Origin of the sequence: Rhodococcus sp. ACPA4, from assembly GCF_002300185.1 — a bacterium.
Taxonomy (GTDB): Bacteria; Actinomycetota; Actinomycetes; order Mycobacteriales; family Mycobacteriaceae; genus Rhodococcus_F; species Rhodococcus_F globerula.
In genome coordinates this window covers 347805-371352 of sequence record NZ_NSDY01000003.1, presented here as the reverse complement: position 1 = coordinate 371352, position 23548 = coordinate 347805, and the positions used below count along the sequence as shown (strand labels likewise).

24 protein-coding genes and 1 pseudogene are annotated in these 23548 nt (G+C 60.9%); 20 read left to right on the top strand and 5 right to left on the bottom strand.

Annotated elements, in window-relative coordinates; genetic code table 11:
- Positions 1–316 precede the first annotated feature (316 nt).
- Both CJ178_RS33790 and CJ178_RS31820 read left to right on the top strand, forming a co-directional pair.
- Positions 317–532, top strand: a complete 216-nt coding sequence (locus tag CJ178_RS33790) for an IS3 family transposase (protein ID WP_095889015.1) — start codon at positions 317–319, stop codon at positions 530–532.
- 228 nt (positions 533–760) lie between these two features.
- Complete coding sequence (locus CJ178_RS31820) at positions 761–1060, top strand: IS3 family transposase (RefSeq protein ID WP_143547577.1); 300 nt, start codon at positions 761–763, stop codon at positions 1058–1060.
- A 35-nt stretch (positions 1061–1095) separates the two neighbouring features.
- Here CJ178_RS31820 and CJ178_RS33785 read toward each other — a convergent pair whose 3' ends face one another.
- The 5 genes from CJ178_RS33785 to CJ178_RS31795 all read right to left on the bottom strand — a co-directional run bounded on the left by CJ178_RS33785 (position 1096) and on the right by CJ178_RS31795 (position 5031).
- Positions 1096–1251, bottom strand: coding sequence for a hypothetical protein (locus tag CJ178_RS33785; RefSeq protein ID WP_179300911.1), 156 nt, complete (start codon positions 1249–1251; stop codon positions 1096–1098).
- A gap of 305 nt (positions 1252–1556) precedes the next feature.
- Positions 1557–2009 carry a hydroxyphenylacetyl-CoA thioesterase PaaI gene (gene paaI / locus CJ178_RS31810; RefSeq protein WP_095889013.1) on the bottom strand — a complete coding sequence of 151 codons (453 nt, stop codon included), beginning with the start codon at positions 2007–2009 and terminating at the stop codon, positions 1557–1559.
- Positions 2009–2317 carry an EthD family reductase gene (locus CJ178_RS31805; RefSeq protein WP_095889012.1) on the bottom strand — a complete coding sequence of 103 codons (309 nt, stop codon included), beginning with the start codon at positions 2315–2317 and terminating at the stop codon, positions 2009–2011. Before CJ178_RS31805 ends, paaI begins: the two co-directional genes overlap by 1 nt.
- A complete protein-coding gene (gene paaZ / locus CJ178_RS31800) occupies positions 2314–4341 on the bottom strand; it encodes a phenylacetic acid degradation bifunctional protein PaaZ (RefSeq protein ID WP_095889011.1) in 2028 nt (675 codons plus the stop codon). The genes CJ178_RS31805 and paaZ overlap by 4 nt, the downstream gene beginning before the upstream one ends.
- A gap of 72 nt (positions 4342–4413) precedes the next feature.
- Complete coding sequence (locus tag CJ178_RS31795) at positions 4414–5031, bottom strand: TetR/AcrR family transcriptional regulator (RefSeq protein ID WP_095889010.1); 618 nt, start codon at positions 5029–5031, stop codon at positions 4414–4416.
- A gap of 114 nt (positions 5032–5145) precedes the next feature.
- Here CJ178_RS31795 and CJ178_RS31790 point away from each other — a divergent pair, with 114 nt between their 5' ends.
- The 18 genes and pseudogenes from CJ178_RS31790 (at position 5146) to CJ178_RS31710 (ending at position 23503) form a co-directional block, all read left to right on the top strand.
- The gene (locus CJ178_RS31790; protein WP_095889009.1) at positions 5146–6366 is read left to right on the top strand and encodes a thiolase family protein; all 1221 of its coding nucleotides are present in this window, start codon (positions 5146–5148) and stop codon (positions 6364–6366) included.
- Entirely contained in the window at positions 6363–7085 is a 723-nt protein-coding gene (locus CJ178_RS31785) for an enoyl-CoA hydratase/isomerase family protein (RefSeq protein WP_095889008.1), read from the top strand. The genes CJ178_RS31790 and CJ178_RS31785 overlap by 4 nt, the downstream gene beginning before the upstream one ends.
- Positions 7082–7933 carry a 3-hydroxyacyl-CoA dehydrogenase family protein gene (locus tag CJ178_RS31780; protein ID WP_095889007.1) on the top strand — a complete coding sequence of 284 codons (852 nt, stop codon included), beginning with the start codon at positions 7082–7084 and terminating at the stop codon, positions 7931–7933. Before CJ178_RS31785 ends, CJ178_RS31780 begins: the two co-directional genes overlap by 4 nt.
- Positions 7930–8709 (top strand): enoyl-CoA hydratase-related protein, encoded by a 780-nt coding sequence (locus CJ178_RS31775; RefSeq protein WP_095889006.1) that lies wholly within the window; start codon positions 7930–7932, stop codon positions 8707–8709. Before CJ178_RS31780 ends, CJ178_RS31775 begins: the two co-directional genes overlap by 4 nt.
- 124 nt (positions 8710–8833) lie before the next feature.
- A complete protein-coding gene (paaA, locus tag CJ178_RS31770) occupies positions 8834–9775 on the top strand; it encodes a 1,2-phenylacetyl-CoA epoxidase subunit PaaA (protein ID WP_095889005.1) in 942 nt (313 codons plus the stop codon).
- A gap of 47 nt (positions 9776–9822) precedes the next feature.
- Positions 9823–10134, top strand: coding sequence for a 1,2-phenylacetyl-CoA epoxidase subunit PaaB (gene paaB / locus CJ178_RS31765; protein ID WP_218833782.1), 312 nt, complete (start codon positions 9823–9825; stop codon positions 10132–10134).
- A gap of 11 nt (positions 10135–10145) precedes the next feature.
- Entirely contained in the window at positions 10146–11063 is a 918-nt protein-coding gene (gene paaC, locus CJ178_RS31760) for a 1,2-phenylacetyl-CoA epoxidase subunit PaaC (RefSeq protein WP_095889003.1), read from the top strand.
- A 41-nt stretch (positions 11064–11104) separates the two neighbouring features.
- Positions 11105–11566: a 1,2-phenylacetyl-CoA epoxidase subunit PaaD gene (gene paaD / locus CJ178_RS31755; RefSeq protein ID WP_373557502.1), complete on the top strand. Its 462-nt coding sequence runs from the start codon at positions 11105–11107 to the stop codon at positions 11564–11566.
- A complete protein-coding gene (gene paaE, locus CJ178_RS31750) occupies positions 11566–12660 on the top strand; it encodes a 1,2-phenylacetyl-CoA epoxidase subunit PaaE (protein WP_095889001.1) in 1095 nt (364 codons plus the stop codon). The genes paaD and paaE overlap by 1 nt, the downstream gene beginning before the upstream one ends.
- A 30-nt stretch (positions 12661–12690) precedes the next feature.
- The gene (paaK, locus tag CJ178_RS31745) at positions 12691–13998 is read left to right on the top strand and encodes a phenylacetate--CoA ligase PaaK (RefSeq protein ID WP_095889125.1); all 1308 of its coding nucleotides are present in this window, start codon (positions 12691–12693) and stop codon (positions 13996–13998) included.
- A 218-nt stretch (positions 13999–14216) separates the two neighbouring features.
- A pseudogene (locus CJ178_RS31740) lies at positions 14217–15414 on the top strand (IS3 family transposase).
- Between the two features lie 930 nt (positions 15415–16344).
- Positions 16345–16482 (top strand): hypothetical protein, encoded by a 138-nt coding sequence (locus CJ178_RS33110; RefSeq protein ID WP_218833773.1) that lies wholly within the window; start codon positions 16345–16347, stop codon positions 16480–16482.
- Between the two features lie 17 nt (positions 16483–16499).
- Positions 16500–16811, top strand: coding sequence for an IS30 family transposase (locus CJ178_RS33105; RefSeq protein WP_218833772.1), 312 nt, complete (start codon positions 16500–16502; stop codon positions 16809–16811).
- 441 nt (positions 16812–17252) lie between these two features.
- Positions 17253–19070, top strand: a complete 1818-nt coding sequence (locus tag CJ178_RS31730) for a flavin-containing monooxygenase (protein WP_095889000.1) — start codon at positions 17253–17255, stop codon at positions 19068–19070.
- A gap of 353 nt (positions 19071–19423) precedes the next feature.
- Complete coding sequence (locus CJ178_RS31725) at positions 19424–20266, top strand: mycofactocin-coupled SDR family oxidoreductase (protein WP_095888999.1); 843 nt, start codon at positions 19424–19426, stop codon at positions 20264–20266.
- Positions 20267–20338: 72 nt separating this feature from the next.
- Positions 20339–20851, top strand: a complete 513-nt coding sequence (locus tag CJ178_RS31720; RefSeq protein WP_095888998.1) for a hypothetical protein — start codon at positions 20339–20341, stop codon at positions 20849–20851.
- A 247-nt stretch (positions 20852–21098) separates the two neighbouring features.
- The gene (locus tag CJ178_RS31715; RefSeq protein WP_095888997.1) at positions 21099–22268 is read left to right on the top strand and encodes an aspartate aminotransferase family protein; all 1170 of its coding nucleotides are present in this window, start codon (positions 21099–21101) and stop codon (positions 22266–22268) included.
- A 545-nt stretch (positions 22269–22813) separates the two neighbouring features.
- Positions 22814–23503, top strand: coding sequence for an IS6 family transposase (locus CJ178_RS31710; RefSeq protein WP_095888996.1), 690 nt, complete (start codon positions 22814–22816; stop codon positions 23501–23503).
- The last annotated feature ends 45 nt before the right edge of the window (positions 23504–23548 follow it).

Here is a 23548-nt window from a genome sequence, read left to right as displayed (position 1 = left end):
TCTCGACGGCGCCAGAACTCGGGTCCGATTCGCGCTACCGTTCTAGGTTATGGGGACCAGCTTCCACGGACCGAACCCGTGTCCACACATCACTCGCGCGATGACACTGCGCACGGAGAACGAACGACTGCGCGCCGAGATCGCCTACTTGGGAAAATTGCGGGCTTGAGGTCACAGGAACGACGCTGAAAGTTCGAGCTGTCGAGGACCTCAGGCGCACTACCCGTTACCCCTCTTGCTGCAGATCGCAGGCCTTCCCTAGTCGACGTTCTACGACCACCGGCGCCGGCTCAGTCGCGGGGACACCCGAACCGAGATCAAAGAGAACGTTCGGGGTGCACTCGAGGCGGATAACAGCGCTTACGGGCACCGACGCACCCTCTCCGTCCTGCTCCGACGGGAGTGGAAGGTGTCCAAGAAGACCGTGCTCACACTGATGCGCGAACTCGGGGCGCAATGCCCGGTGGCGCCGTCGCAAAACGGTACAACTCCTTCCGAGGGGAGGTCGGCGCGGCAGCCGAGAACGTGTTGAACCGCCATTTCGCGACAGAATTTAGGCACACCAGGTGGGTCACGGACGTGACCGAGTTCAACATCGGCAGTTTCAAGGTCTACCTTTCGCCCGTCCTCGATCTCCATGACAACCGGATCATCTCAGCGACGGCAGGGTCCTCTCCGAGCGTGAAGATGGTCACCGGCAGCCTCCGCATGGCCATCGACACTCTCAACCCTGGTGAGAAGCCACTTGTTCACTCGGACAGTGAGACTGTTTGTGCCGGTGTTTTCGGATTTCCTGACCGTCACGCGCGACACGTTGCGCGAGGCAGGGCTCACCCAGTCGATGTCCCGCAAAGACACGTGCCTCGACAACGCCGTCATGGAGGGATTCTTCAGCCACCTCAAGGAGGAATGGTTCCGCATCCAGAAACCCGGAACTCTCGACGAGTTTCACACGAGACTCACTGACTACCTGCGATGGTGGAACACCACCCGCATTCAACAACGGCTCGGCTACCTCAACCCCGACGAGTACCGCGCCCAAACATCCACCATCGCATAAGCTTCCACTAAAGTGTCCAACTTTCGGGGACCACTTCACTGCTCCGCGACTATTTCCCCAAACGTAGCGACCTGAACGTGCACAGCCCACATCGGCTTGCGGAGGTTGCTGTCGAACTCACCAACCGTCCCCGGAAGATCCTCGACTGGGACACCCCAGCTGACCGGTTCGGTAGGCTCGTAGAGACTCATCGATCACCGCCGTGTTGCGACGACTGTTAGAACTTGCCCTGTCATAAACACTCCAGGGCGGCCCGCAGAGCTACCAGCGCATCGGCCACGAGGAGCGGCACCTTGCGAGGCATCGGAGCCACGCGTTCCAGAACGGTCCGGCTGAACACCCCCGCCGGAACCTCGCACGGGCCGTACACGCCGTGGGTTTGCGTCTGGTAAGCGAAGAGCAGATCGCTGACCTGCCCCGATCAGCTCGTCCGCGTGGGACAGCGTCGCGGCAACGCCGAGATGGCGCTCGGGGAGCCAATGGGATGTCGAGTCCGTCATGTCCCAGTGTTATGCGGCGGCGTCGCTCTCCTCTCACCTCCTACCCGCGGTTCCTGCCTGGGACGCATTGTTCGGCTATCACCCCTGAACTCCGCGATCACCGTGTCTCCGCTGGTCACGGTGACATCGTAGATCCCGTTCTTACCGAATCGCGCACGCTCGACCGCGTCGGCCATGAGCACGTCGCCGGCTTTGGTCGGGCGTACGTATCGAATGTCGCAACGCGCCGCCACCGCCGGATCTGCGTAACTGTTGCAGGCCATCGCAAACGTGGTGTCGGCCAACAGGAACACATAACCACCATGGGTGATCGCATGGCCGTTGACCATGTCCTCGGTGATCACCATCGACATCCGCGCGTACCCGTCGTCCAGCTCCATCAGTTCGATCCCCAGCTTTTGCGACGCTGCATCGACGGCGAACATCTCGTGCGCGATCCGGTTCTTCATTATTGCCGCGCTTCTTCTTGCATGAACATGGTGGCCCCACCGGTGGCGAAGTTTCGCACGTCCTTGCCCGCTGCCCTCATCTCCGGGGACGCCAGACCGGCCTGCAGCGACGCCTCATCAGCGAAGTACAGGTTGGCAACCGCATAGAAGGGCGGATCCGACCCGTCGAGCGAACCGACCTTGCCCCACGTGAAGTCAGTCAGACCGGGCACAGCCTTGGCCAACGGAACGTGTGTGGACGTGTAATAGTCATCGAACGCGGAGGGGTCCTCGGGCTTGCCGTAACAGACGGCCACGCGGAAGCTCATTTCTCGTTCTCCGGCTTCGCGACGAGAGTGAGCACGTCGTACGTGGCGACGGGGCCACCCTCTTGATTGACAACCACTGCGTCCCAGCACACTTCACCGTAGTCGGCGCTCTGACGCGGGGTAATCAACTTGGCCGTCAGCGTCACCGTCAGCGAATCCTCGGCCTTGACCGGTGTCAGAAATCGCAGGTTGTCGACACCGAAGTTGGCGAGCACGGGGCCCGGCGCGGGATCGACGAACAATCCTGCCGCGAGCGAGACGACTAGGTAGCCGTGCGCGACGATGCCGCCGAACAGCGGATTGGCCGCTGCTGCTTCGGGGTCGGTATGCGCGTAGAACGTGTCGCCAGTGAACTCGGCGAAGTGGTCGATGTCCGCGCGGGTCACCTGACGGGGTCCACCGACGATGGTGTCACCGAGCTTAAGCTCGCCGAGGTTCTTCCGGAACGGATGCACGTCTCCGGTTGTCTGAGCAGAACCCGTCACCCACTTGTTTCCGACGGCGGTGAGTACGTCGGGCGTTCCCTGAATTGCAGTGCGCTGCATGTGGTGCAGCACGCCGCGCATACCACCGAGCTCTTCGCCGCCACCTGCGCGCCCGGGCCCGCCGTGGACGAGAACAGGGAGGGGTGAACCGTGCCCGGTCGACTCCTTCGCGTCCTCATTGTTGAGCACGAGGATGCGGCCATGGTATGGCGCGGAGCCCAGGACGATCTCGCGGGCGATCGCGGGATCCGCGGTGACGAGCGAGGCGACCAGTGAGCCCTTGCCGCGGGCGACGAGGTCGAGCAGGTCTGTGGTGTCGTCGTAGCCGATCACCGTCGAGACCGGGCCGAACGCCTCGATCTCGTGCGGCTCGGGAGCTGTCTTGTCCCCTGCCTTCAGCAGCACAGGCGCCATGAACGCGCCTGGTCGCGAGTCGACGTTCTCCGGAGCGCCGTAAACGACGCTTGCGGACTTGGCCAGGCCGCGAATGGATTTCAGGACCTCGTCGCGCTGGTCGATGCTGGCGAGCGCGCCCATCGTGACGCCTTCGTCGCGGGGATCTCCCACAACGACCTTGTCCAGCCGCGTTTTCAACGCGTCGATGACGGGCTCGACCATCGGCTGCGGTACGAGGACACGACGGATGGCCGTGCACTTCTGGCCGGCCTTGACTGTCATCTCGGCGAAGACACCCTTGACGAACAGGTCGAACTCGGGGTCTTCCTGCGCAACGTCGGAAGCGAGGATAGAAGCGTTGAGTGAGTCGGCCTCGGCGGTGAAGTGCACGCCGTCTCCGACGACGTTCGGGTGGCCGCGCAACAACGCGGCGGTGTCGGCCGATCCGGTGAAGGCAACCGAGTCCTGACCACCGAGGTGGTCGATGATGCCGCGTGCGCTTCCGCACAGAAGCTGCACGGAACCTTCGGGAAGCAGGCCGCTCTCGATAATGCGGCGGAACACCAGCTCGGTGAGGTAGGCCGTTTGGCTTGCAGGCTTGACGATGGTCGGGACGCCGGCGATGAAGGCAGGCGCGAGCTTTTCGAGGAAGCCCCACACCGGGAAGTTGAACGCGTTGATCTGCACGGCGACACCACGGCGCGAGGTGTAAATGTGTTGGCCGAGGAAAGTGCCCTTCTTCCCGAGCTGCTCGACTGCGCCGTCGAGGTAGACGATGTCATTGGGAAGTTCGCGTCGAGCCTTGCTCGCATAGCTCAGGATGGTGCCGAACCCGCCGTCGATGTCGACGCCGGAATCGCGCTTGGTGGCACCAGTGTGAACACCGAGCTCGTAGAACTCTTCCTTGCCTGCCATGAGCGTCAGGCCAAGCTGCTTGAGCAGGGCGGCGCGCTCGTGGAACGTCAGCGCGGCCAGCGCGGGGCCGCCGATATTGCGGGCGTAGTCGATCATTCCGGCGACGTCGAGTCCAGTCGACGAGATTCTGGCGACCTCGCTGCCATCGATCGCGCTGAGCAACGGAGTTCCCTCTCCGCTCGCAGCGAACCATTGTCCTTGCGCGTAGCTTTCCAGCAGTCTACTCACAGCATCTCCATCTCACCGTACGTTCGGTCGGTAATTACCATGGCGCGGAATGTATCCAATTGTCAAGGGCAATCAGCTGGGTTGCCGCCTCAAACCATCGAATGTCAGTGCAACCACGGCGTCGGCGAGCGCGTCGACAGAGCCTCCAGTTCGGGGCTTGTACCACTCGATAAGCGAGTTGACGGTGCCGAACAGCAGACGTGAGACGAGCGCGGGGTCGATGTCGTCTCGTAGGTCTCCCTCATCCGCAGCAGCGACGACGAGAGCCGAGACGAAGGCATCGAACTCGCGACGCCGCGCGAGGGCCCGACGCTCAACCTCGGTATTGCCGCGAACCCGAAGCAGCAGTGTGACGTACGGCAGCTCGGCGACGAGGATTTCCACACTTCGCCGGGTAAGATATTCCAGCCGGTCTATGTAGCGCCCCTCGGCTGCCGGCTTCTCGGTAGTGACCGCGAACAAGGCGTTCAACGCACGCGAGAGCGCAAGCTCGAGCAGTTCGGACTTACCGGACACGTGATGATAGATCGACGATTTGGTAATTCCGAGGCGCTTCGCGAGAACCTCCATCGACGTGCCGTCGTACCCCTTGTCATTGAAGACCTTGACCGCGACGGCCAACAGTGAGTCGAGGTCGTATCCCGGGCGTCCCGGGAGCCCTGTTCTGCGCGGATCGCGTGCGGTTGTCATGGCGATATCTTCTCAGGTGCCCTCCCATTGCACAGCATCATGCCACCCAGCTCTTGCGTGACGACCGAATGTTCGGTTATTAATTGAGGTATCAACCCGGCAGAGGAGCAAGCAGTGGGCGAAGTTTTCTTGGTAGCAGGCGCACGAACACCGCAAGGGAGATACGGCGGCGCGCTGTCGAGCGTGCGGCCCGACAACCTCGCCGGAATCGTCGTCGCGGAAGCCGCCCGACGCGCCGGTATCCCGGCGGATCAGATCGACGAAGTCATTCTCGGTGCCGCCAACCAGGCCGGCGAAGACAATCGTGACGTGGCTCGGATGGCGGTTCTCCTCGCAGGCCTGCCCGACTCCGTCCCCGGATACACGGTCAACAGACTCTGCGCGAGCGGCCTCACCGCCGTGGCCAACGCCGCATCGACCATCCGTAGCGGCGAAGCCGACATCATCGTCGCGGGCGGTGTCGAGTCGATGACGCGCGCTCCATGGGTTCTGTCCAAACCTGGCACCGCGTGGGCCAAGCCCGGTGAAATCTTCGACACCTCGCTCGGCTGGCGATTCACCAACCCGACGTTCACTGCTCACGATGCCGCGGTCCCAGCCGGCTCCGGACCGGACGTACGCAAGATCACGCTGTCCATGGGCGAGACGGCCGAAGAGGTTGCGCTCAGCGAGGGCATCACGCGCGAAGAAAGCGACGCTTTCGCGCTGCGCAGCCAGGAGCGCGCCGTCGCCGCCATCGACGCAGGCCGCTTCGCCGACGAAATAGTGTCGGTACAGACCAGAGACGGGGACGTCACCGAGGACGAAACCCCACGCCGTGGATCCACGCTCGAGAAGCTGGGCAAACTGAAGTCCGTCTTCAAGAAGGACGGCATCGTCACGGCCGGCTCGGCATCGCCTTTCACCGACGGTGCTGCCGCGCTCGTCGTGGCGAGCGAACAAGCAGTGAAGAAATATGACCTCGCAGTCCGCGGACGCATTGTCACCAGTGCGAGCGCCGGCATTGCCCCCAACATCATGGGCCTCGGGCCCGTCCCGGCGACGCAGAAAGCGCTCGCCCGTGCCGGGTGGAGCATCGGCGACCTCGGGGCCGTCGAACTCAACGAAGCATTCGCCGCGCAGTCACTCGGCGTCATCCGTCAGTTGAAACTCGACGACTCCATCGTCAACGCCGACGGCGGTGCCATCGCCCTCGGACACCCCCTCGGCGCCTCGGGCGCACGAATACTGCTCACACTCCTCGGGCGCATGGAACGTGAAAAAGCACAACGTGGTTTGGCAACCCTGTGTGTCGGTGTCGGGCAGGGTGTTTCGATGCTGATCGAGGCGCCGTGAACACGCTCGTCGTAGAGGAATTCGCGGATCGCGTCGTCGTGACGCTTGACCGTGCGAAGCAGCGCAACGCCATCAACACGGAGATGATCTCCGAACTGCACGAGGTGTGCGCACTCATCGAACACAATCCCAAGCTGCTCCTCCTCACCGGCCAGGGCGATCACTTCGCCGGCGGCGCTGACATCAATGAGCTTCGGGCACGAACGCGCGAAGATGCCCTGCGTGGGATCAATCGGAACCTGTTCGACCGTATCGCCGCACTCCCCTTACCGACCGTCGCGGCAATTTGCGGCTACGCCCTCGGCGGAGGTGCGGAATTGTCCTACGCCTGCGACATTCGAATCGCTTCGCCCAACGTTCTTTTCGGAAACCCCGAGCCGGGCCTGGGGATCATGGCAGCCGCAGGAGCAAGCTACCGGCTTCCCACCCTCGTCGGTGTATCCGTCGCCAAGCAAGTCCTGCTCGGTGGCCGCACGCTCGACGCGGATGCCGCGCTACGGTCCGGACTGGTGGTAGAGATTGCCGAAGACCCACTAGCTGCTGCGCACGCATTGCTCGACCGTGTCGCTAAGCAGGCACCCCTGGCGCTGAAGCTGACCAAGAAGATCCTCGACGCCCCGGGCTCGCATCCGTGGGCCGACGACATCGCCCAAGCTGTCCTGTTCGAGACCGACGACAAACAACGCCGCATGACGGCATTTCTGGAGAAGAAGAAATGACAGTTCCACAGAAGGTCGGTGTCGTCGGCGGCGGACGGATGGGCGCGGGCATCGCACAGGTGTTCGCAGTCCTGGGTTCGACGGTCGTCATCGCCGAATCCGCCGACCAGAAGGCCGCACTGGACCGCGTCGAGACCGGCCTTGCTCGCGCGCACGAACGCGGGAAGCTCACTCTCTCCCCAGCAGAACTTCTGTCGTATGTCACCACCGTCGCCAGCCCGGCCGACCTGCCGTCCGACCTGGACCTCGTTGTCGAGGCTGTTCCGGAGATCCCGACGCTCAAGGTCGAGGTGCTCGCACTCATCGACAAGACGGTTTCTACCGAGACGATCATCGCGTCCAACACGAGTTCCATATCGATCGCCGAACTCGGGGTCGCACTCAACGACCCGGCCCGGTTCATCGGAATGCACTTCTTCAACCCGGTTCCGGCGTCGACGCTGGTGGAAATCGTCCGAGCGCCGACGACGTCAGCCGATGTCGTCGAGCGAGTGCGCGAATGGGTATCACTGCTCGGCAAAACCGAGGTACTCGTCAATGACTCCCCTGGATTCGCCACCAGCCGCCTCGGCGTCTGTCTTGGACTCGAAGCCATCCGCATGCTCGAGGAAGGCGTCGCCGACGCCGAATCGATAGACCGTGCAATGGAACTCGGCTACAAGCACCCGATGGGCCCGCTACGGAGCACCGATCTCGTCGGACTCGACGTCCGGCTGGCCATCGCGGAGCATCTGGCATCGACGCTCGGTGAGCGGTTCACCCCACCACAGCTGCTTCGCGACAAGGTCGCACGCGGTGAGCTCGGGCGCAAGTCAGGCAAAGGGTTCCACGAATGGGAGAGCAAATGACCGTACGGCTGGACGTATCCGACAGGCTCGCGACCATCACACTGGCTCGGCCCGAGGCGCACAATGCTCTCGATACGGCGTCCAAAGTCGCCTTTCAGGAGGCGGTCGACGCCGCGGCTGGCGATTCGACCGTGCGTGCAGTGCTCATCACCGCCGAGGGTAAGAACTTCTGCGTCGGGCAGGATCTCGGCGAGCACGTTGCTGCGCTCGAGACCGACCCGTCGACAGCCATGGACACAGTCGGCATCCACTACAACCCGCTGATTCGATCGCTGAAGAATCTCGTAGTGCCGGTGGTGGTGGCTCTGCCGGGTGCGTGTGTCGGCGCCGGACTGGGGATCGCGTTGGCCGGCGACATCCGCGTCGCCGGGACGAAGTCGTCTTTCGCGACCGCATTCACGGGCATCGGCCTTGCCAGTGACTCCGGTTTGAGCTATTCGCTGGTGGAATCGCTCGGGACCAGTCGTGCCTGCGCACTCATGCTGCTGGGCGACAAGATCACGGCCTCGCAGGCACTGGACTGGGGTCTGGTACACCGAGTCGTCGCCGACGAGGAGGTCCTCGCGACCGCGTCGGGTCTCGCCCGAAACTTGGCCGCAGGCCCCACCGAGGCATACCGACAGGTCAAGTCGCTGGTCCATGCCTCGGCGTCCGGGTTATCGGAGGCTTTGGATCGTGAACTCGCAGCACAAAGACACCTGGGGCAGACGGCGGACCATCGAGCTGCTGTCGACGCATTTCTCAGGAAGAAGAAGCCGGTCTTCACCGGAGCGTAGTGGTGCGGTTAAGTGCCCCTCTTGAGCGCTCAACCGCATCACTGAAGCCCCGTCCTCTTGTGCCTCGAGCCCCTTTCGCGCATACTGATTACCTACCGAATATTCGGTAATGAAAGTAGGACTAATGACCACGTCAGAAACCCTAAATCTGTTACAGGAAACTTTCGACGAGACCATTGCCCACGAGCAGCGCGTCGAACCCCGCGACTGGATGCCGGACGGCTACCGCAAGTCGCTCATCCGCCAGATCGCACAGCATGCGCACTCCGAGATCATCGGCATGCAACCGGAGGGCAACTGGCTCACCCGCGCGCCATCGCTGCGACGCAAGGCCATTCTGATGGCCAAGGTTCAGGACGAAGCCGGACACGGCCTGTATCTGTACTCCGCCGCCGAGACGCTCGGAGCCGACCGCGCAGACCTGACGGCCAAGCTCATCGAAGGTAAGCAGAAGTACTCCTCGATCTTCAACTACCCGACCCTGACGTACGCAGACGTCGGCACCATCGGCTGGCTCGTCGACGGGGCGGCGATCTGCAACCAAGTTCCCCTGTGCCGAAGCTCCTTCGGACCGTACGCACGCGCGATGATTCGCGTCTGCAAGGAAGAATCCTTCCATCAACGTCAGGGTTACGAACTGCTTGCGACGATGATGCGTGGCACCGACGAGCAGCGCGCCATGGTCCAGGAGTCGGTGAACCGCTGGTGGTGGCCGGCACTGATGATGTTCGGCCCGCCCGACGACGAGTCTCCCAATACCGAGCAGTCGATGAAGTGGGGCATCAAGCGCCACACCAACGACGAACTGCGTCAGCGCTTCGTCGACATGTCTATCCCCCAGGCGGAGGCACTCGGCGTCACCTTCCCGGACCCCGACCTGAAGTGGAACGAAGAGCGCAAATCGCACGACTTCGGTGAGCCGGACTGGTCAGAATTCATGGAGGTAATCCAGGGCAACGGTGCGTCGAACATCGAGCGCATCGTTAACCGGCGAGCGGCACACGAGAACGGCGCCTGGGTGCGCGAGGCAGCAACCGCTTTCGCGGAGAGGAACGTAGCATCATGACAGAATCAACTGCCGAAGGCGGGCACGGCGTCGTTCCCGCCGAGAATATGTCTGATGAGCCGAAAAGGTCGTCCGTCAAGGCGGATTGGCCCCTGTACGAGGTCTTTTTGCGCGGCAAGCGTGGACTGAATCATGTCCATGTCGGGTCGCTGCACGCCGCCGACGACCACATGGCGCTGCGGCATGCACGCGACGTCTACACCCGTCGAAACGAAGGCGTCAGTATTTGGGTGGTTCCGTCCAATTCGATCGTCGCGTCGTCGCCGTCGGAGAAAGATCCGTTCTTCGCGCCGAGCGGTGACAAGGTGTACCGCCACCCGACGTTCTACGCGATCCCCGACAATGTTCCCCACATGTGAGGCTTGAATCGATGACTGATCACGACAGTGCTTATGAGGGCCTCGTCGACGAGGATTCTCACGGCCAGTGGGCGTTCGGAACGAGTTTCGACGACCCGCTCGCCGGTGTCGACACCACCGTCCCGGATGACGTCGACCTGAAAGCTCTCGCTGCATACTGCCTCATGCTCGGTGACGACGCGCTGATCAGCTCGCAGCGGCTCGCCGAATGGAGCACCCGCGCACCGGAGCTCGAAGAGGAGGTGGCTCTGGCCAACGTCGGACTCGACCTTCTCGGGCAGGCCCGTCTGTTGCTCGCTCGCGCCGCTGCGGCGAACGCCGCTGTGGTGCCGTATATCTCGGATACGACGCCTGTTCCACCGGAGGATGCGCTGGCATTCTTCCGCAACGACTCCGAGTTCAAGAACGTCCGACTCGTCGAGCTGGACAACGGTGACTTTGCGAAGTCACAGGTGCGTCTGCTGATGTTCGCAACGTGGCGTCTCGCGATCTTCGATCGCCTGCGCACCTCGCGGGACCCGGTTCTGGCTGCGGTCGCAAACAAAGGCGTCAAAGAACTGACGTACCATCGTGATTACGCTGCGCGTTGGGTCGTCACGCTGGGCTCCGGAACCGACGAATCGAAGCGCCGCGTCCGCGACGGCCTCGAACACATCTGGCCCTGGGTTTCCGAGCTGTTCGCCCCTACCAACGGGGAGATCGCACTTGCCAAGGTAGGTGTCGGGGTGGACCCAAGACATGTGCGCGAGGAGTTCGATTCTGTCATCGCGCAGGTGCTGCACGCCGCAGAACTCGAAGTCCCGACCGGCAGAAGTGTGGGGACGATCGGTGGACGGGGCGGACGGCGGGGCATTCACACCGAGGCCATGAGCCTGCTGCTCGCTGAAATGCAGGTCGTTGCCCGTGCTCACCCGGAGGGGGTCTGGTGACCACGCTCGAAACCTCTGCGCGCGAGATCGCCGCATCCGTCATGGATCCGGAGATGCCGCTGCTGACCCTCGACGATCTCGGTGTCCTGCGTGACGTCGAGGTGAGGGGTGACGGGAGGGTGCTCGTCACGATCACCCCGACGTACTCGGGATGTCCGGCCATGGCGACGATGCGCGATGATATCGAGCACAAGCTGCGCGACAACGGCTATGACGATATCGAGATCGTTACCAGCTTGACCCCGGCATGGAGTACAGATTGGATTTCGAACGAGGGTCGTCGCAAGCTGCGCGAAACGGGGTATTCGGTGCCCCGTCCGGCGCCGGCGCGCGCATCCGGCCCGGTTCCGTTGAACCTCACCGCCAGACCGCGTCAGCTCGAATGCCCCCAGTGCGGATCGTCGAACACACGGCTGACATCCGAGTTCGGTGCGACGCTCTGCAAGGCGCAGTACCGCTGTGACGACTGCCTCGAACCTTTCGACCACGTGAAGGAAATCTGATGACCGTGACTGACGAACCAGTCGTCACCACTAACCGGACAAGGGCCTTTCACACGCTGACCGTCGTCGATGTCGAAAGCCTCTGTGACGACGCCGTCGCGGTTACCTTCGATGTCCCCGACAATCTGCGTGACGAATTCGACTTCCGCCCAGGTCAATCGTTGATGCTCAGCCGGACGGTCGACGGTGTCGAGCATCGCCGCTCATATTCCATCTGCGCCCCTTCCGGCGAGCGCCCTCGGGTTGGCGTGCGCGAGGTCACCGATGGCTTGTTTTCTTCGTGGCTCGTCCACGAGGTCAAGGTCGGTGACCGCGTCGATGTCCAGGGGCCTGCGGGGACTTTCTATGCCGATCCGTCCGCGGGCGGCAGGCACGTCCTCATCGCGGCTGGTTCCGGTATTACCCCGATGCTGTCGATCGCCGGATCGGTTCTCGCCAACCCTGACGCCGAAGTCGTGCTGCTGTATGGGAATCGGCGTACACGGTCGGTGATGTTCGCCGAAGAGATCGCCGACCTCAAAGATCGGTACGGTTCTCGCTTCGATGTCATCCACGTACTCTCACGCGAACCGCGCGAGGTGGAGCTTTTCAGCGGCAGGCTCGACGCCCAGCGCCTGCGAAACATCCTCGACGCCGTGGTTCCGACGCCCGACATAGACCATTTCTGGTTGTGCGGCCCCTTCGGGATGGTGAACGACGCGCAATCGGTACTCGCCGAACTCGGTGTTCCAAGGAGCAGCATCCATCACGAACTGTTCTACGTCGATGACGTTCCGCCGACCCAGGAAAAACACCGCGAACCCGGTGTCACCGGACCCAGCAGCGAGGTCACCATCATCCTCGACGGGCGAAACGTCACTGGCACACTTCCGCAGGACGAGTCAATCCTTGACGCCGGCGAGCAGTTGCGCTCCGACCTCCCGTTCGCCTGCAAAGGCGGAGTGTGCGGCACGTGCCGAGCGAAGGTGACCTTCGGCGATGTAGACCTGCGCCGCAACTATGCACTCGAGGACAACGAGGTCGCAGCCGGCTTCGTCCTAACCTGCCAAACATTCCCCCTCAGCGATACCGTGACCGTCGACTTCGACGCCTAAGCCCCCAATATCTGATCCTTGGAGACTGCCATGACCAGCGTCCTGTCCGCCCCGGCCGACACCCCCGACATCGAGTTCGCCTCACGTGACCGCATCTCGACCCTGCAACTCGAACGACTGCAGTGGTCGCTGAAGCATGCGTACGACAACATCCCGCACTATCGAAAAGAGTTCGACGACGCTGGAGTTCACCCGAACGACCTGAAAGATCTATCTGACCTCGCAAAGTTTCCATTCACCACGAAGAGGGACCTCCGCGAGAACTACCCCTTCGGCATGTTCGCGGTCCCGCAGGACAAGGTTTCGCGCATCCATGCGTCGTCGGGAACCACCGGCAAGCCGACGGTCGTCGGTTACACGGCGAACGACATCAGCAACTGGGCCGACCTCATCGCCCGCAGCCTGCGCGCCGGTGGCGTGAAGCCGTCAGACAAGGTTCACGTCGCCTACGGCTACGGCTTGTTCACCGGAGGCCTCGGCGCCCACTACGGCGCAGAGCGATTGGGCTGCACCGTGATTCCGATGTCCGGAGGCATGACGGACCGTCAGATCCAGCTCATCGAGGACTTCCAGCCCAACGCGATCATGGTGACGCCGTCTTACATGCTGACGATCGTCGACGCGATGATCAAGAAGGGCATCGACCCGTCCACCACATCGCTGCGTACTGGTGTCTTCGGTGCCGAGCCCTGGACCGAGGAGATGCGTCACGAGATCGAGAAGACACTGGATATGAACGCCGTCGACATCTACGGTCTCTCCGAGGTCATGGGGCCGGGCGTTGCGATGGAATGCGTCGAAACCAAGGACGGATTGCACATCTGGGAGGATCACTTCTACCCAGAAATCATCGATCCGGTAACTGGAGAGGTACTTCCAGACGGTGAAGAGGGGGAACTGGTATTCACATCACTGTCCAAGGAAGCAATGCCGATCGTCCGCTACCGCACCCGCGATCTGACCAGGTTGCTGCCGGGCACCGCCCGCACAATGCGACGGATGCAAAAGGTAACCGGCCGCACTGACGACATGATCATCCTGCGTGGCGTGAACTTGTTCCCCACACAGATCGAGGAGCTCATCCTCACAGTACCGGCGTTGGCCCCGCAGTTCCAATGTGTGCTCGACCGCGCCGGCCGAATGGATTCGTTGACCGTTCTGGTCGAGGCACGTCCAGCCGCTGGACCCGAAACCCACCCCGTCGCAGCAGCGACTTTGAAGAAGCTGATCAAAGATCGCATCGGGGTCAGCGTGACCGTCGACGTCCTCCACCCAGCAGCTCTCGAGCGGTCTATCGGCAAAGCGCGTCGCCTGATCGACAACCGGCCGTCCGCATGAGGTGAAACTCGTTGGCGGCCAACACGATCGTTCTCAGAAACCGCAGGTGACGACGTTACGCGCATCGGACGAGAGCACACTCGGCCTCGTTTCGCGGTAGCGCAGCGGGGCCCCGGTGCATCAACCGATCGGGACCCCGTAGGGAATAAATTTGCTATATGGGCGAGTGAACCGTGCCGGGTTTGATGCCGCATCCGTTTTTGTGAAGGATGCAGATCATGCCCAAGCGTTACCCGCCCGAACAGCGTGAGCGAGCCGTCAGAATGGCCCTCGATCACCTCGACGAATACCGGTCCGTCTACTCCGCATGTCAGGTGATAGGCCCGAAACTCGGTATCGGTGCCGAATCGCTCCGGAACTGGACCAAGCAAGGCCAGATTGATGCCAACAAAGTTCCCGGTGCTACTTCTGCGGAACTGCAACGCATCAAAGATCCCGAGCATGAGAACCGAGATCTCAAGGAAGCCAACGAAATTGAATAAGTCGGCATCGATTTTCTTTGCGAGGGAACTCGACCCTCGCCGCCGCTGATAGTCCAGTTCATCGACGACATGCGTGCACATAATTTTAGGATCGCAACTGGAAAACCGCGCCACCATCTGCAAGGACGGTCACCGACGCCCACCTCACCGAGGCTGCGGTCGACGATCGGCACTGCGGAAGGGCTCTACGGCCGACGAAAGATGACGGCTTATCTGCGTCGGAAGGGCCACCATGTTGCGGTCTGTACCGTCGACCGTTTGATGCGCGACGAAGGACTGAACGGGGCGGTCAGAGGCAGACAGCACCGGACCACGATTCCTGGCGGCAAGGACAGTCGGCGGGCACCCGACCTGCTCGATCGTGACTTCACCGCCGAAGCTCCGAACCGCACATGGGTTACCGATTTCACTTATTGCCGAATGTGGGCGGGGTTCGTCTACGTAGCATTCGTGATCGACTGCTTCTCCCGGGCAATTGTCGGATGGCATGCCTCGACAGTGAAGGACACGGCGTTGGTCACCGCGGCGTTGAAGATGGCGTTGTGGCGACGCGATCACGGTGGATATCGGGTCGGTGACGGGTTGATCCATCACAGCGATGCCGGTAGCCAATATAGGTCTCTTGCCTTCGCAGAAACGCTTGCGCTGGAAGGGATTGCAGCTTCAATTGGAAGCGTCGGCGACGCCTGCGACAACGCTCTCGCGGAGTCGACGATCGGACTGTTCAAGACAGAAGCAGTTTCCAAGAGCAGTCCGTTTCTGCAAGGGGCGATCAAGACGATCGACGACATCGAATTCGCGACGATGGAATGGGGTGGATTGGTTCAATACCCGCCGCCTGCACAGCACCTTGGACTACGTCACTCCCGACGAGTTCGAGGCCATCTATCACTCTCAACTATCGATTCTCCAGCCGGAGATGTCGCCAGCATAGGAGCGGCAAGAAACCCGGCACGGTTCAGTTGCCTTTGGGTGAGTTTCTTTTTTGTACTGCATCTTTGATGTTTACAGTAACCGGAGTGCGAAACGCCGAGCAGTAGAGATATCCGATGAATTCCGAAGGTCGCGTACTCTGCAGCCATCAACGAGTAGCGCTCTACTTTTGTTGATTCGCCGCAAAGTACGCCGACTTTCAATCAAAGGGTCAGCGCAACAGTCCAGTTGAAGGACGGTGCGAGTGCCGAAGATCGGCCGGCCAGGCATGTCGGATGAGAAGAAGGAGGAGTTGTGGCGGCGGTGGCTGTCCGGGAGTCGATCAGCGTCATCTCCCGCGCTACGGGGAGGGCCCCGGGATCGGTTTTCACCCTCCAGAAGTATCACGGCGGTATTGCACCTGAGCCGCACAAAGCGAATTCTGATCATTTGACTCCTGTTGAGCGTGAGTCGATCTAGCGGGCAATAGTTTCAGGCGATTCCGTGCGCTCGATAGCCTCAGCTCTCCGCCGTGCGCCCTCGACGGCGAGTCGGGAGATTAACAGGGATGGTGGACGGCACGCCTACCGAGTTGCGGCCGCACTGGAACGGGCAAGCGCGCAGGCCAAAGGACCCAAACCGTGCTTACTGCAACGACGCCAGCTCTACGCGAGAGGGTGGTGTCGATTCTCGAAGACGAGTGGTCGCCGGTGCAGGACACTTGAGACTGCACCCCGTAGGTGACGAGGAGTTGGAGATCAGACACGAGACGATTTACCGCTCGATCTACACCACTCGGTGGGGTGTCATTCCGCAGAAACTATGCAAACGTTTACGAACACGGCGACCGATTCGAAAGAATAAGCGGCACAATGCTAAAGGACCACGGAAGTCGCAGATCATTGATGCACGCCCGATCGAGGATCGACCCGCAAGTGCCGAGGATCGCAGCGTGACTGGCCACCTGGAAGGAGATCTGGTGATCGGTTCGAAGAACAGTCAGGTTGCCACCTTGGTGGATCGCAAGGCTCGCTTCGTAAAGATCGTGCAGACACTCACCCGGCATACCACCTCGTGGCGCCCGCACTAGTAGGGGAATATGCACGGATGGATCCGGCATTGTGTCGGAGTTTGACCTGGGGCCGTGGGATGGAAGTGGCCGACCACAAGCTGCTCAGCGCAACCACAGGCATCGAGATGTTCTTCGCAGCACCGCGCAGCCCCTCAAAGCGAGGGACAAATGAGAACACCAATAAGCTTTTACGCCAGTATCTTCCGAAAGGAATGTACCTCGGCGATCTGAGCCAGCCGGTCCTTGACACCATCGCGGCCAAGCTCAACAACCGGCCACTGAAGTGCCTCGGATTCCGAACACCTGCGGAGTTCATGGCGGAAGAAGCTGCTGCGCTGACAGGTTGAATTAAGGACGCTTTTTCAGGAACGCTACCAGCAACTTCCTGCAGTACTCGGGTGGGCAAACGTCGGGGGCATCGGTACATCTCTCGGATATACCAATGCCCGAAGTAGAAACAAACGAACTCCGGAAATCCTGGACACATCAAAGTCTCAGGACATGCCTGGGATCCGGAGTCGCACCTCCGCCCATCGCTGGGTGGGCAATTCGCGCACCGAGGACAACCACCCAAGGACGTCCCATGACCGCAAGTCCAGGGCGAAAAAGAGGGCAGAAGCTAAATGGCACAACGAGTCGATGCGGTGGCGCAACCATCCTATGCGCAGCTTGCGTTGGCAGCGACGATAGTTGAACGGCGAGTTCACATCGTGTAGGCACTCAGAAAAAAATGCATCTGCCTCACACGGCCCTCCGCAGTATCACAGTGAAGAAAGAAGGCAATCGCGTTGAGCGCACCCACAACACAGTCGGACACAGGCCGGGCCACCGAGGCGCTTGACGCTTGGCTCAAGACATTCTCGAACGCATTGAGTGACGGCGATGTCGATCGCGTGGTCGACCACTTTCTGCCTGACAATTCCTTTTGGCGTGACTTCATGGCGTTCACCTGGAACATCGTTACAGAGCAGGGTCCGGACGCCATCCGGGAAATGTTGCAGACCACACTTGCCACCACCAAACCGCACAATTGGGTCGTTGAGGGCACTCCCAGCGAAACCGACGGTGTCGTCGAAGGGCTTCTCCGGTTTGAGACCGAAGCTGGACGCGCTCGTGCTCACGTCCGACTGATCGGAGGCAAGGCACTCACGGTGTTCACCACCCTCGAAGAGCTCAAAGGTTTTGAGGAACCCACCCGCCGCCGCCGCAGCAAGGGAAACATACACAAGCCCGTGCCCGGTCGGACCTCATGGCTTGACGACCGAACCCGACACCAGAAACAGTTCGGGTACGACGAACAACCGTACTGTCTGGTGATTGGCGGCGGTCAGAGCGGAATCACCATGGGGGCACGCCTCAAGCGACTCGGCGTGCCCACCTTGATCATCGACAAGCATTCCGCGCCGGGCGACGCCTGGCGTGATCGCTACAACTCGCTGTGCCTGCATGACCCGGTGTGGTACGACCACCTGCCCTACATTCCGTTCCCTGACGACTGGCCGATCTTCAGCCCGAAGGACAAACTCGCCGACTGGCTTGAGATGTATACGCGGGTACAGGAACTTGACTTCTGGGGTTCTACCGAATGTGTGAAGGCCGAGTTCGATGAGACCGCGAACGAGTGGCGAGTGGAGGTACTCAGGGACGGCGAACCGGTCACCTTACGCCCCAAGCATGTCGTATTCGCAGTAGGCCTGACCGGTAAGCCGATCACCCCGCAGATTCCCGGAGCCGACACTTTCCAAGGCGAGCAGTACCACTCGGGTGCACATAGAGGTGGTGACACGCTGAAAGGCAAGAGGGCAGTCGTGATCGGAGCCCGGAATTCGGCGTTCGATATGGTACTCGACCTTTGGGAACACGGTTGTGAGGCGGTCACCATGGTGCAGCGCTCATCCACTCATATCGTGAAATCGGAGACACTGCGCGAACTGCTGTCCCCGCTTTACTCCGAGGACGCTGTGGATGCAGGCTTGTCTGCCGAAGAGGCTGACTTCATCCGCTTTTCGGTGCCGTTCGCCCTACAGGCTGACCCGATGCGCGAATTCTGGGTACAGGAAAGACAGCGGCGGAGCGACTATTATGACGCGTTGGAAAAGACAGGATTCATGTTCTCGTTCGGTGAGGACGAATCGGGCTTGACCACCCAGGCGTTCCGAACCGGCCGTGGCTTCTACATCGATGAGGGCACAACCGAGCTGCTCGTCTCGGGCGACGTGAAAGTAAAGAAGGGCGCCGTGACCGAGATTCGCGAGCACTCGGTTATCTTCGATGACGGAACCGAACTTGCGGCGGATATCATCGTCTACGCCACCGGGTACGACACAATGACAGCTTGGGTCAAAGAGCTGGCCTCCCCTGAGATCGCGGACCAACTTGGCCGATGCTGGGGTTACGGTGCTGGCTATGATGGTGACCCCGGACCGTGGGAAGGGGAGCTGCGTAACATCAGCAAACCAACCGCACATCCAAATTTGTGGGTCCATGGCGGAGGGTTGGGAACCGGCCGCTTCTACTCCAAATTCCTTGCCCTCCAACTCAAGGCGCGCTACGAGAAGCTCGACACCCCGGTCTACAAACTGGCTCCCGTCCACCACCTTCGTTAAGTAGGGTGAGGACCTGCCTGACGGGAGTCCCCACCCTGCCTAACGATCTTCTCCAGAACCACCGAGCCACCACCACACGAACACACGGCCTGTACCCGTACCGCGAAAACCACAAAAAGCGTGATGGTCCATGTGATCAACAAAGGAAAGCTGCGTCCGCTTCCTGAAATATCGAGACAATTTCAAGGTCAAGAGCAGGCCACTTGGTGAGGGGTGGTGTTGTTCGTACCCGGAATCGAAGTAGCCGTCGGCAACACGATCGCTGGCATGCCCGAAGCACGTTTGAAAATAACCAACAAGCCCGACCGCATAAGTAGTAGCTAGTTCCGGACTATCAACCAAGGAGAGACACAATGGGAAGAGTTGAAGGCAAAGTCGCATTCATCACTGGTGCAGCGCGCGGACAGGGAAGGTCGCACGCGATTCATCTCGCCAGAGAGGGCGCCGACATCATCGCTGTCGACATTTGCCAAGACATTGAGACTGTCGGGTACCCACTTGCGACCGAAGAGGACCTCGCTGAGACCGCAAGGCTGGTGAAAGAAGCCGGCGGCCGGATAATTACTCGGAAAGTCGACATTCGCGAGTTCGACCAGATCAAGAGCGCCGTCGAGGAAGGCGTTGCCGAGTTCGGACACCTTGATGTCGTTTGTGCCAACGCTGGAATCGGTAGCTTCGCCCCAGCGTGGGAACTCACCGAAGAACAGTGGAACACGATGATCGACGTCAACCTGACCGGTGTGTGGAAGACCGCAAAAGCGGTCATCCCAACGCTCCTGGAGCAAGGGACAGGTGGTTCGATCATTATCACCTCGTCGATCTCAGGATTAATTGCAGAGCTAGGCCTTGCGCACTACACCGCTGCCAAGCATGGGGCGAACGGTCTGATGCGTGCGTTGGCGGGTGAGCTTGCGCTGCAATCCATCCGGGTCAATTCTGTCAATCCCTGCACCGTATGGACCCCGATGATCGACAACGACGTCATCTTTGATCTGTTCACCAATGGCCGAGAGGGCGCGACGATGGACGATGTCAGAGCGGCCAGTTCACTACACAACGCATTGCCGATCCCCTGGATCGAGGCCAGTGACGTCAGTCATGCGGTGGTCTATCTCGCGTCGGACGAGTCACGATACGTCACTGGGACGACGCAGGTCATCGATGCTGGTGCTACGGCTCCAATCAAATGGAAATGAATCGATGCGGGTAACACCCGAATCGACACACTTCGAGGAGCAACACCCCTCACGTTTCGGGAAAGGAACCCCATGAGTCCCCGTACCATCGCGCTTCACGACCTGCCTTCACTCGTCGGATCCGTGTTCACAATCGACAAATTTCGGATCGGGCAAGACGAAGTCAACACGTTCGAGGATGTCACAGGTGTCACTGCCACCTATGGCCAAACACTGCCCACCGACTACCCCGACGGAATGATCGAGGGCTTCCACAGCCTGGCATTGCTGGACTACCTACTCCACCAACTCATCCGGCTGGAACCCACCACGACAGTCGGGTTCAACTACGGCCTCGACAAAGTTCGGTTCCCATCCAACCTGACTGCCTCTGATGACCTCACGTTCACCAGTGAGGTATCTTCCGTCGAACCACGCAACGGCGGCTATCTGGTGCGTTACCACTGCACCATCGCGGTCATCGGCGCGCCGAAACCGGGCTTGGTCGCTGACTGGCTCAGTGTTGCCCTGCCTCGCACAGAAGCATCTTTCAAAGAGGCCAGCGAACCGCGCAAGACACCCACGCCTCAGTCAAATCTTCACTAAAGACCGCGCGTTGGTTGTTTAGGGCTTGAGCCGAATTAACTGGATGAGAAGAGGCGGCGTCGCCTGAAAAATGGCTCGTCCTGTTTGCGCTCACGGGCGCTGGACCCAACAACATTTCCAATGGTCTAGCGCCCGTGAGCATTTCACCTCACGCACGCGCCGCCCCTACTTGACACTTCCCGACCAGTGAATCCGCCGCGGCGCCAATACGGTCTGCCCGCACGGTCTACCGAAAGAGGCTTCGGCAATGTCGAGCATTGATCGCGCGCTCTATGACCGTGCTATCGCTGTCATGCCAGGTGGCAACACCCGATCAACTCTGTTCGTGCCACCGCACCCTCCCTATGCCGTCCGCGGCAATGGTGCCGAAATGACCGACGAGAGCGGACATGTGGTCATCGACTGTAACAACAACTACACCGCACTGATCCACGGTCACGCCGATCCGGAAATACTCGAGATCACCGCCGCGGTGGCCGCCGAGGGAACCGCGTTTGGCCTGCCCACTCGCTACGAGGTGGAGATGGCTGAAACCCTGCGTGAGCGCACCGACGGTATCGAGCAGTGGCGGTTCTGCAACTCAGGTACCGAAGCGGTCATGATGCTCATGCGGGCCGCGCGCGCCCACACCGGCCGGGACCTGATTATCCGCTTCAAAGGTAGCTACCACGGAACCTACGACGGGGCAGTGTCCCACTCGGCGAATGGAGTTCCCGCAGCAGTGGCCAGTTCGGTCATCGAGGTGCCCCAGGGCGACATCGACGCCGTCGAATACGCCCTCACCGCTCATCGCGGGCAAGTCGCCGCGGTGCTGATCGACCTTATGCCCAATCGCGCAAGCCTAGAACCCGCAACCGGCGAATTCGTCTCACGACTAGGCGAACTCGCGCGCACCCACAATGCACTTTTGGCCGTTGACGAGGTGATCACCTTCCGCCTCGAATATGGCGGACTGCATACTCGATACGGCATCACTCCCGATCTGGTGGCCCTGGGCAAAGCCATCGGTGGCGGATATCCCGTCGGCGCGGTCGGTGGCCGAGCCGACGTCCTGTCGTCATTCAATCCGCTCGTCGGCGAGGTGACCTGGGGAGGCACCTTCAGTGCCAACCCGGTCACTATGGCAGCCGGGATGGTAGCGCTGCGCCGATTCACCCCGAACGTCATCGCTGAACTCAACGCGAGCGGCGACGCTGTCCGCCAACGACTTACAGACGGCGGAGTAGCCGCGAACGGCAGCGGATCGCTGATCCGGCTGGTAACCGACGACCCTGCAGTCACTTGGTGGAAGCTGTACCGTGCCGGAGTGCTAGCCGGCACTAATGGATTGTTGGCCCTGTCAACACCGATGACCGACGATCACCTCACCTCAATCACTAATGCCGTACTCAGTGTGTGCGCTCCCGAATCGGCCTGAATTCACCGGGTCCTGAAGGAAGCACTACGTGCAGCGACGCCCGGAGGCCCGTCGCGTAGTAATCAACGAGTACTTTCACAGTGGCCCAAGAAGCAGCTACGCGATGTCCTCCCATAGCAGGGTTCTACCGCCTTCTGGCCGATTCGTTCTATCGACTGAGGTTCACCTCAGTGCGTACCGTGCTAGATGTAACGCGTCAATGCTGGATCTTGTCGAGACCAAACGATGTAACTTCGGCTACCCCGCTTTGTCATGCCGACAACCTCGATCGAGGCAGCGCTCTCTCCTACGATGCTCCTTCCGAGGTGCATCAATTGGCGATCAGGCGGTCGCTGACAGGTCACTCGATCTCCTAACGGCTAGTTGATGGCACTCGAGCAATGCGGGGCCGCAAGTGGAATCTGAACTGGTCCCCGATTGTTGGACTGGCCAAGTAAGAGCTTAGGCAGCAAGGGCCTGGGCACGGTATTGCACCGGGCTCAGGCCCTTGAGCTTTGTGGGGCACTATCAAGTTGTTGAGATCGCCTGATCTGGGATAATGCGGTGTGTCGTCGACGTACAAAGGGTTCCGGTTTCCGCGGGAGATCATCGCGCACTGCGTGTGGCTGTATCACCGGTTCACCCTCTCGTTCCGCGAGATCGAGTTGATGATGACGGCCCGAGGCGTCGAAGTTTCATACGAGACGATCCGCGCTTGGAGTACTCGGTTCGGGCCCGAGTTCGCTCGCTGGCTACGGCAGAAAGCACCCCGACCTAGCGATAAGTGGCATCTCGACGAAGTGTTCATCAAGGTCGGCGGGGTGCAGAAGTACTTGTGGCGAGCGGTGGACCAGCACGGGAATGTTCTCGACATTTTGATCCAAGGAAAGCGGGACGGGAAGGCTGCGACCAGGTTCTTCAGGAAACTTCTGAAGAAACAAGGCCGTCGGCCGCGGGCACTGATCACCGACAAACTTCGCAGCTACCAGGTCGCACACCGGAAGACGATGTCGACGGTCGAACACCGGCAGAACAAATACTTGAATAATCGGTGCGAGAACTCCCATCGACCGACCCGACAACGCGAACGTGCGATGAAAGAATTCCGCTCCGTCGGTGCAGCGCAACGGTTTCTGGCCTCGTTTAGTCGTATCTCCCCGTACTTCCGCCTACCCCGCCACCGCATGACTGCGAGCGACCACCGAACCGAAGTCGCCACACGATTTCAGGTGTGGGATCAGGTCGTCGCTGCCTGACCGATCGTTCCGTGTGATGCCTTGCTACGCCCGAAAGCTGCTGCA

Coding starts and splice junctions, on each gene's coding strand:
- CJ178_RS33785 (WP_179300911.1), bottom strand. CDS start 1,251: ATGAGTCTCTACGAGCCTACCGAACCGGTCAGCTGGGGTGTCCCAGTC.
- paaI (WP_095889013.1), bottom strand. CDS start 2,009: ATGAAGAACCGGATCGCGCACGAGATGTTCGCCGTCGATGCAGCGTCG.
- CJ178_RS31805 (WP_095889012.1), bottom strand. CDS start 2,317: ATGAGCTTCCGCGTGGCCGTCTGTTACGGCAAGCCCGAGGACCCCTCC.
- CJ178_RS31795 (WP_095889010.1), bottom strand. CDS start 5,031: ATGACAACCGCACGCGATCCGCGCAGAACAGGGCTCCCGGGACGCCCG.
- CJ178_RS31780 (WP_095889007.1), top strand. CDS start 7,082: ATGACAGTTCCACAGAAGGTCGGTGTCGTCGGCGGCGGACGGATGGGC.
- CJ178_RS31775 (WP_095889006.1), top strand. CDS start 7,930: ATGACCGTACGGCTGGACGTATCCGACAGGCTCGCGACCATCACACTG.
- paaA (WP_095889005.1), top strand. CDS start 8,834: ATGACCACGTCAGAAACCCTAAATCTGTTACAGGAAACTTTCGACGAG.
- paaB (WP_218833782.1), top strand. CDS start 9,823: ATGTCTGATGAGCCGAAAAGGTCGTCCGTCAAGGCGGATTGGCCCCTG.
- paaC (WP_095889003.1), top strand. CDS start 10,146: ATGACTGATCACGACAGTGCTTATGAGGGCCTCGTCGACGAGGATTCT.
- paaD (WP_373557502.1), top strand. CDS start 11,105: ATGGATCCGGAGATGCCGCTGCTGACCCTCGACGATCTCGGTGTCCTG.
- paaE (WP_095889001.1), top strand. CDS start 11,566: ATGACCGTGACTGACGAACCAGTCGTCACCACTAACCGGACAAGGGCC.
- paaK (WP_095889125.1), top strand. CDS start 12,691: ATGACCAGCGTCCTGTCCGCCCCGGCCGACACCCCCGACATCGAGTTC.
- CJ178_RS33105 (WP_218833772.1), top strand. CDS start 16,500: ATGGATCCGGCATTGTGTCGGAGTTTGACCTGGGGCCGTGGGATGGAA.
- CJ178_RS31725 (WP_095888999.1), top strand. CDS start 19,424: ATGGGAAGAGTTGAAGGCAAAGTCGCATTCATCACTGGTGCAGCGCGC.
- CJ178_RS31720 (WP_095888998.1), top strand. CDS start 20,339: ATGAGTCCCCGTACCATCGCGCTTCACGACCTGCCTTCACTCGTCGGA.
- CJ178_RS31715 (WP_095888997.1), top strand. CDS start 21,099: ATGTCGAGCATTGATCGCGCGCTCTATGACCGTGCTATCGCTGTCATG.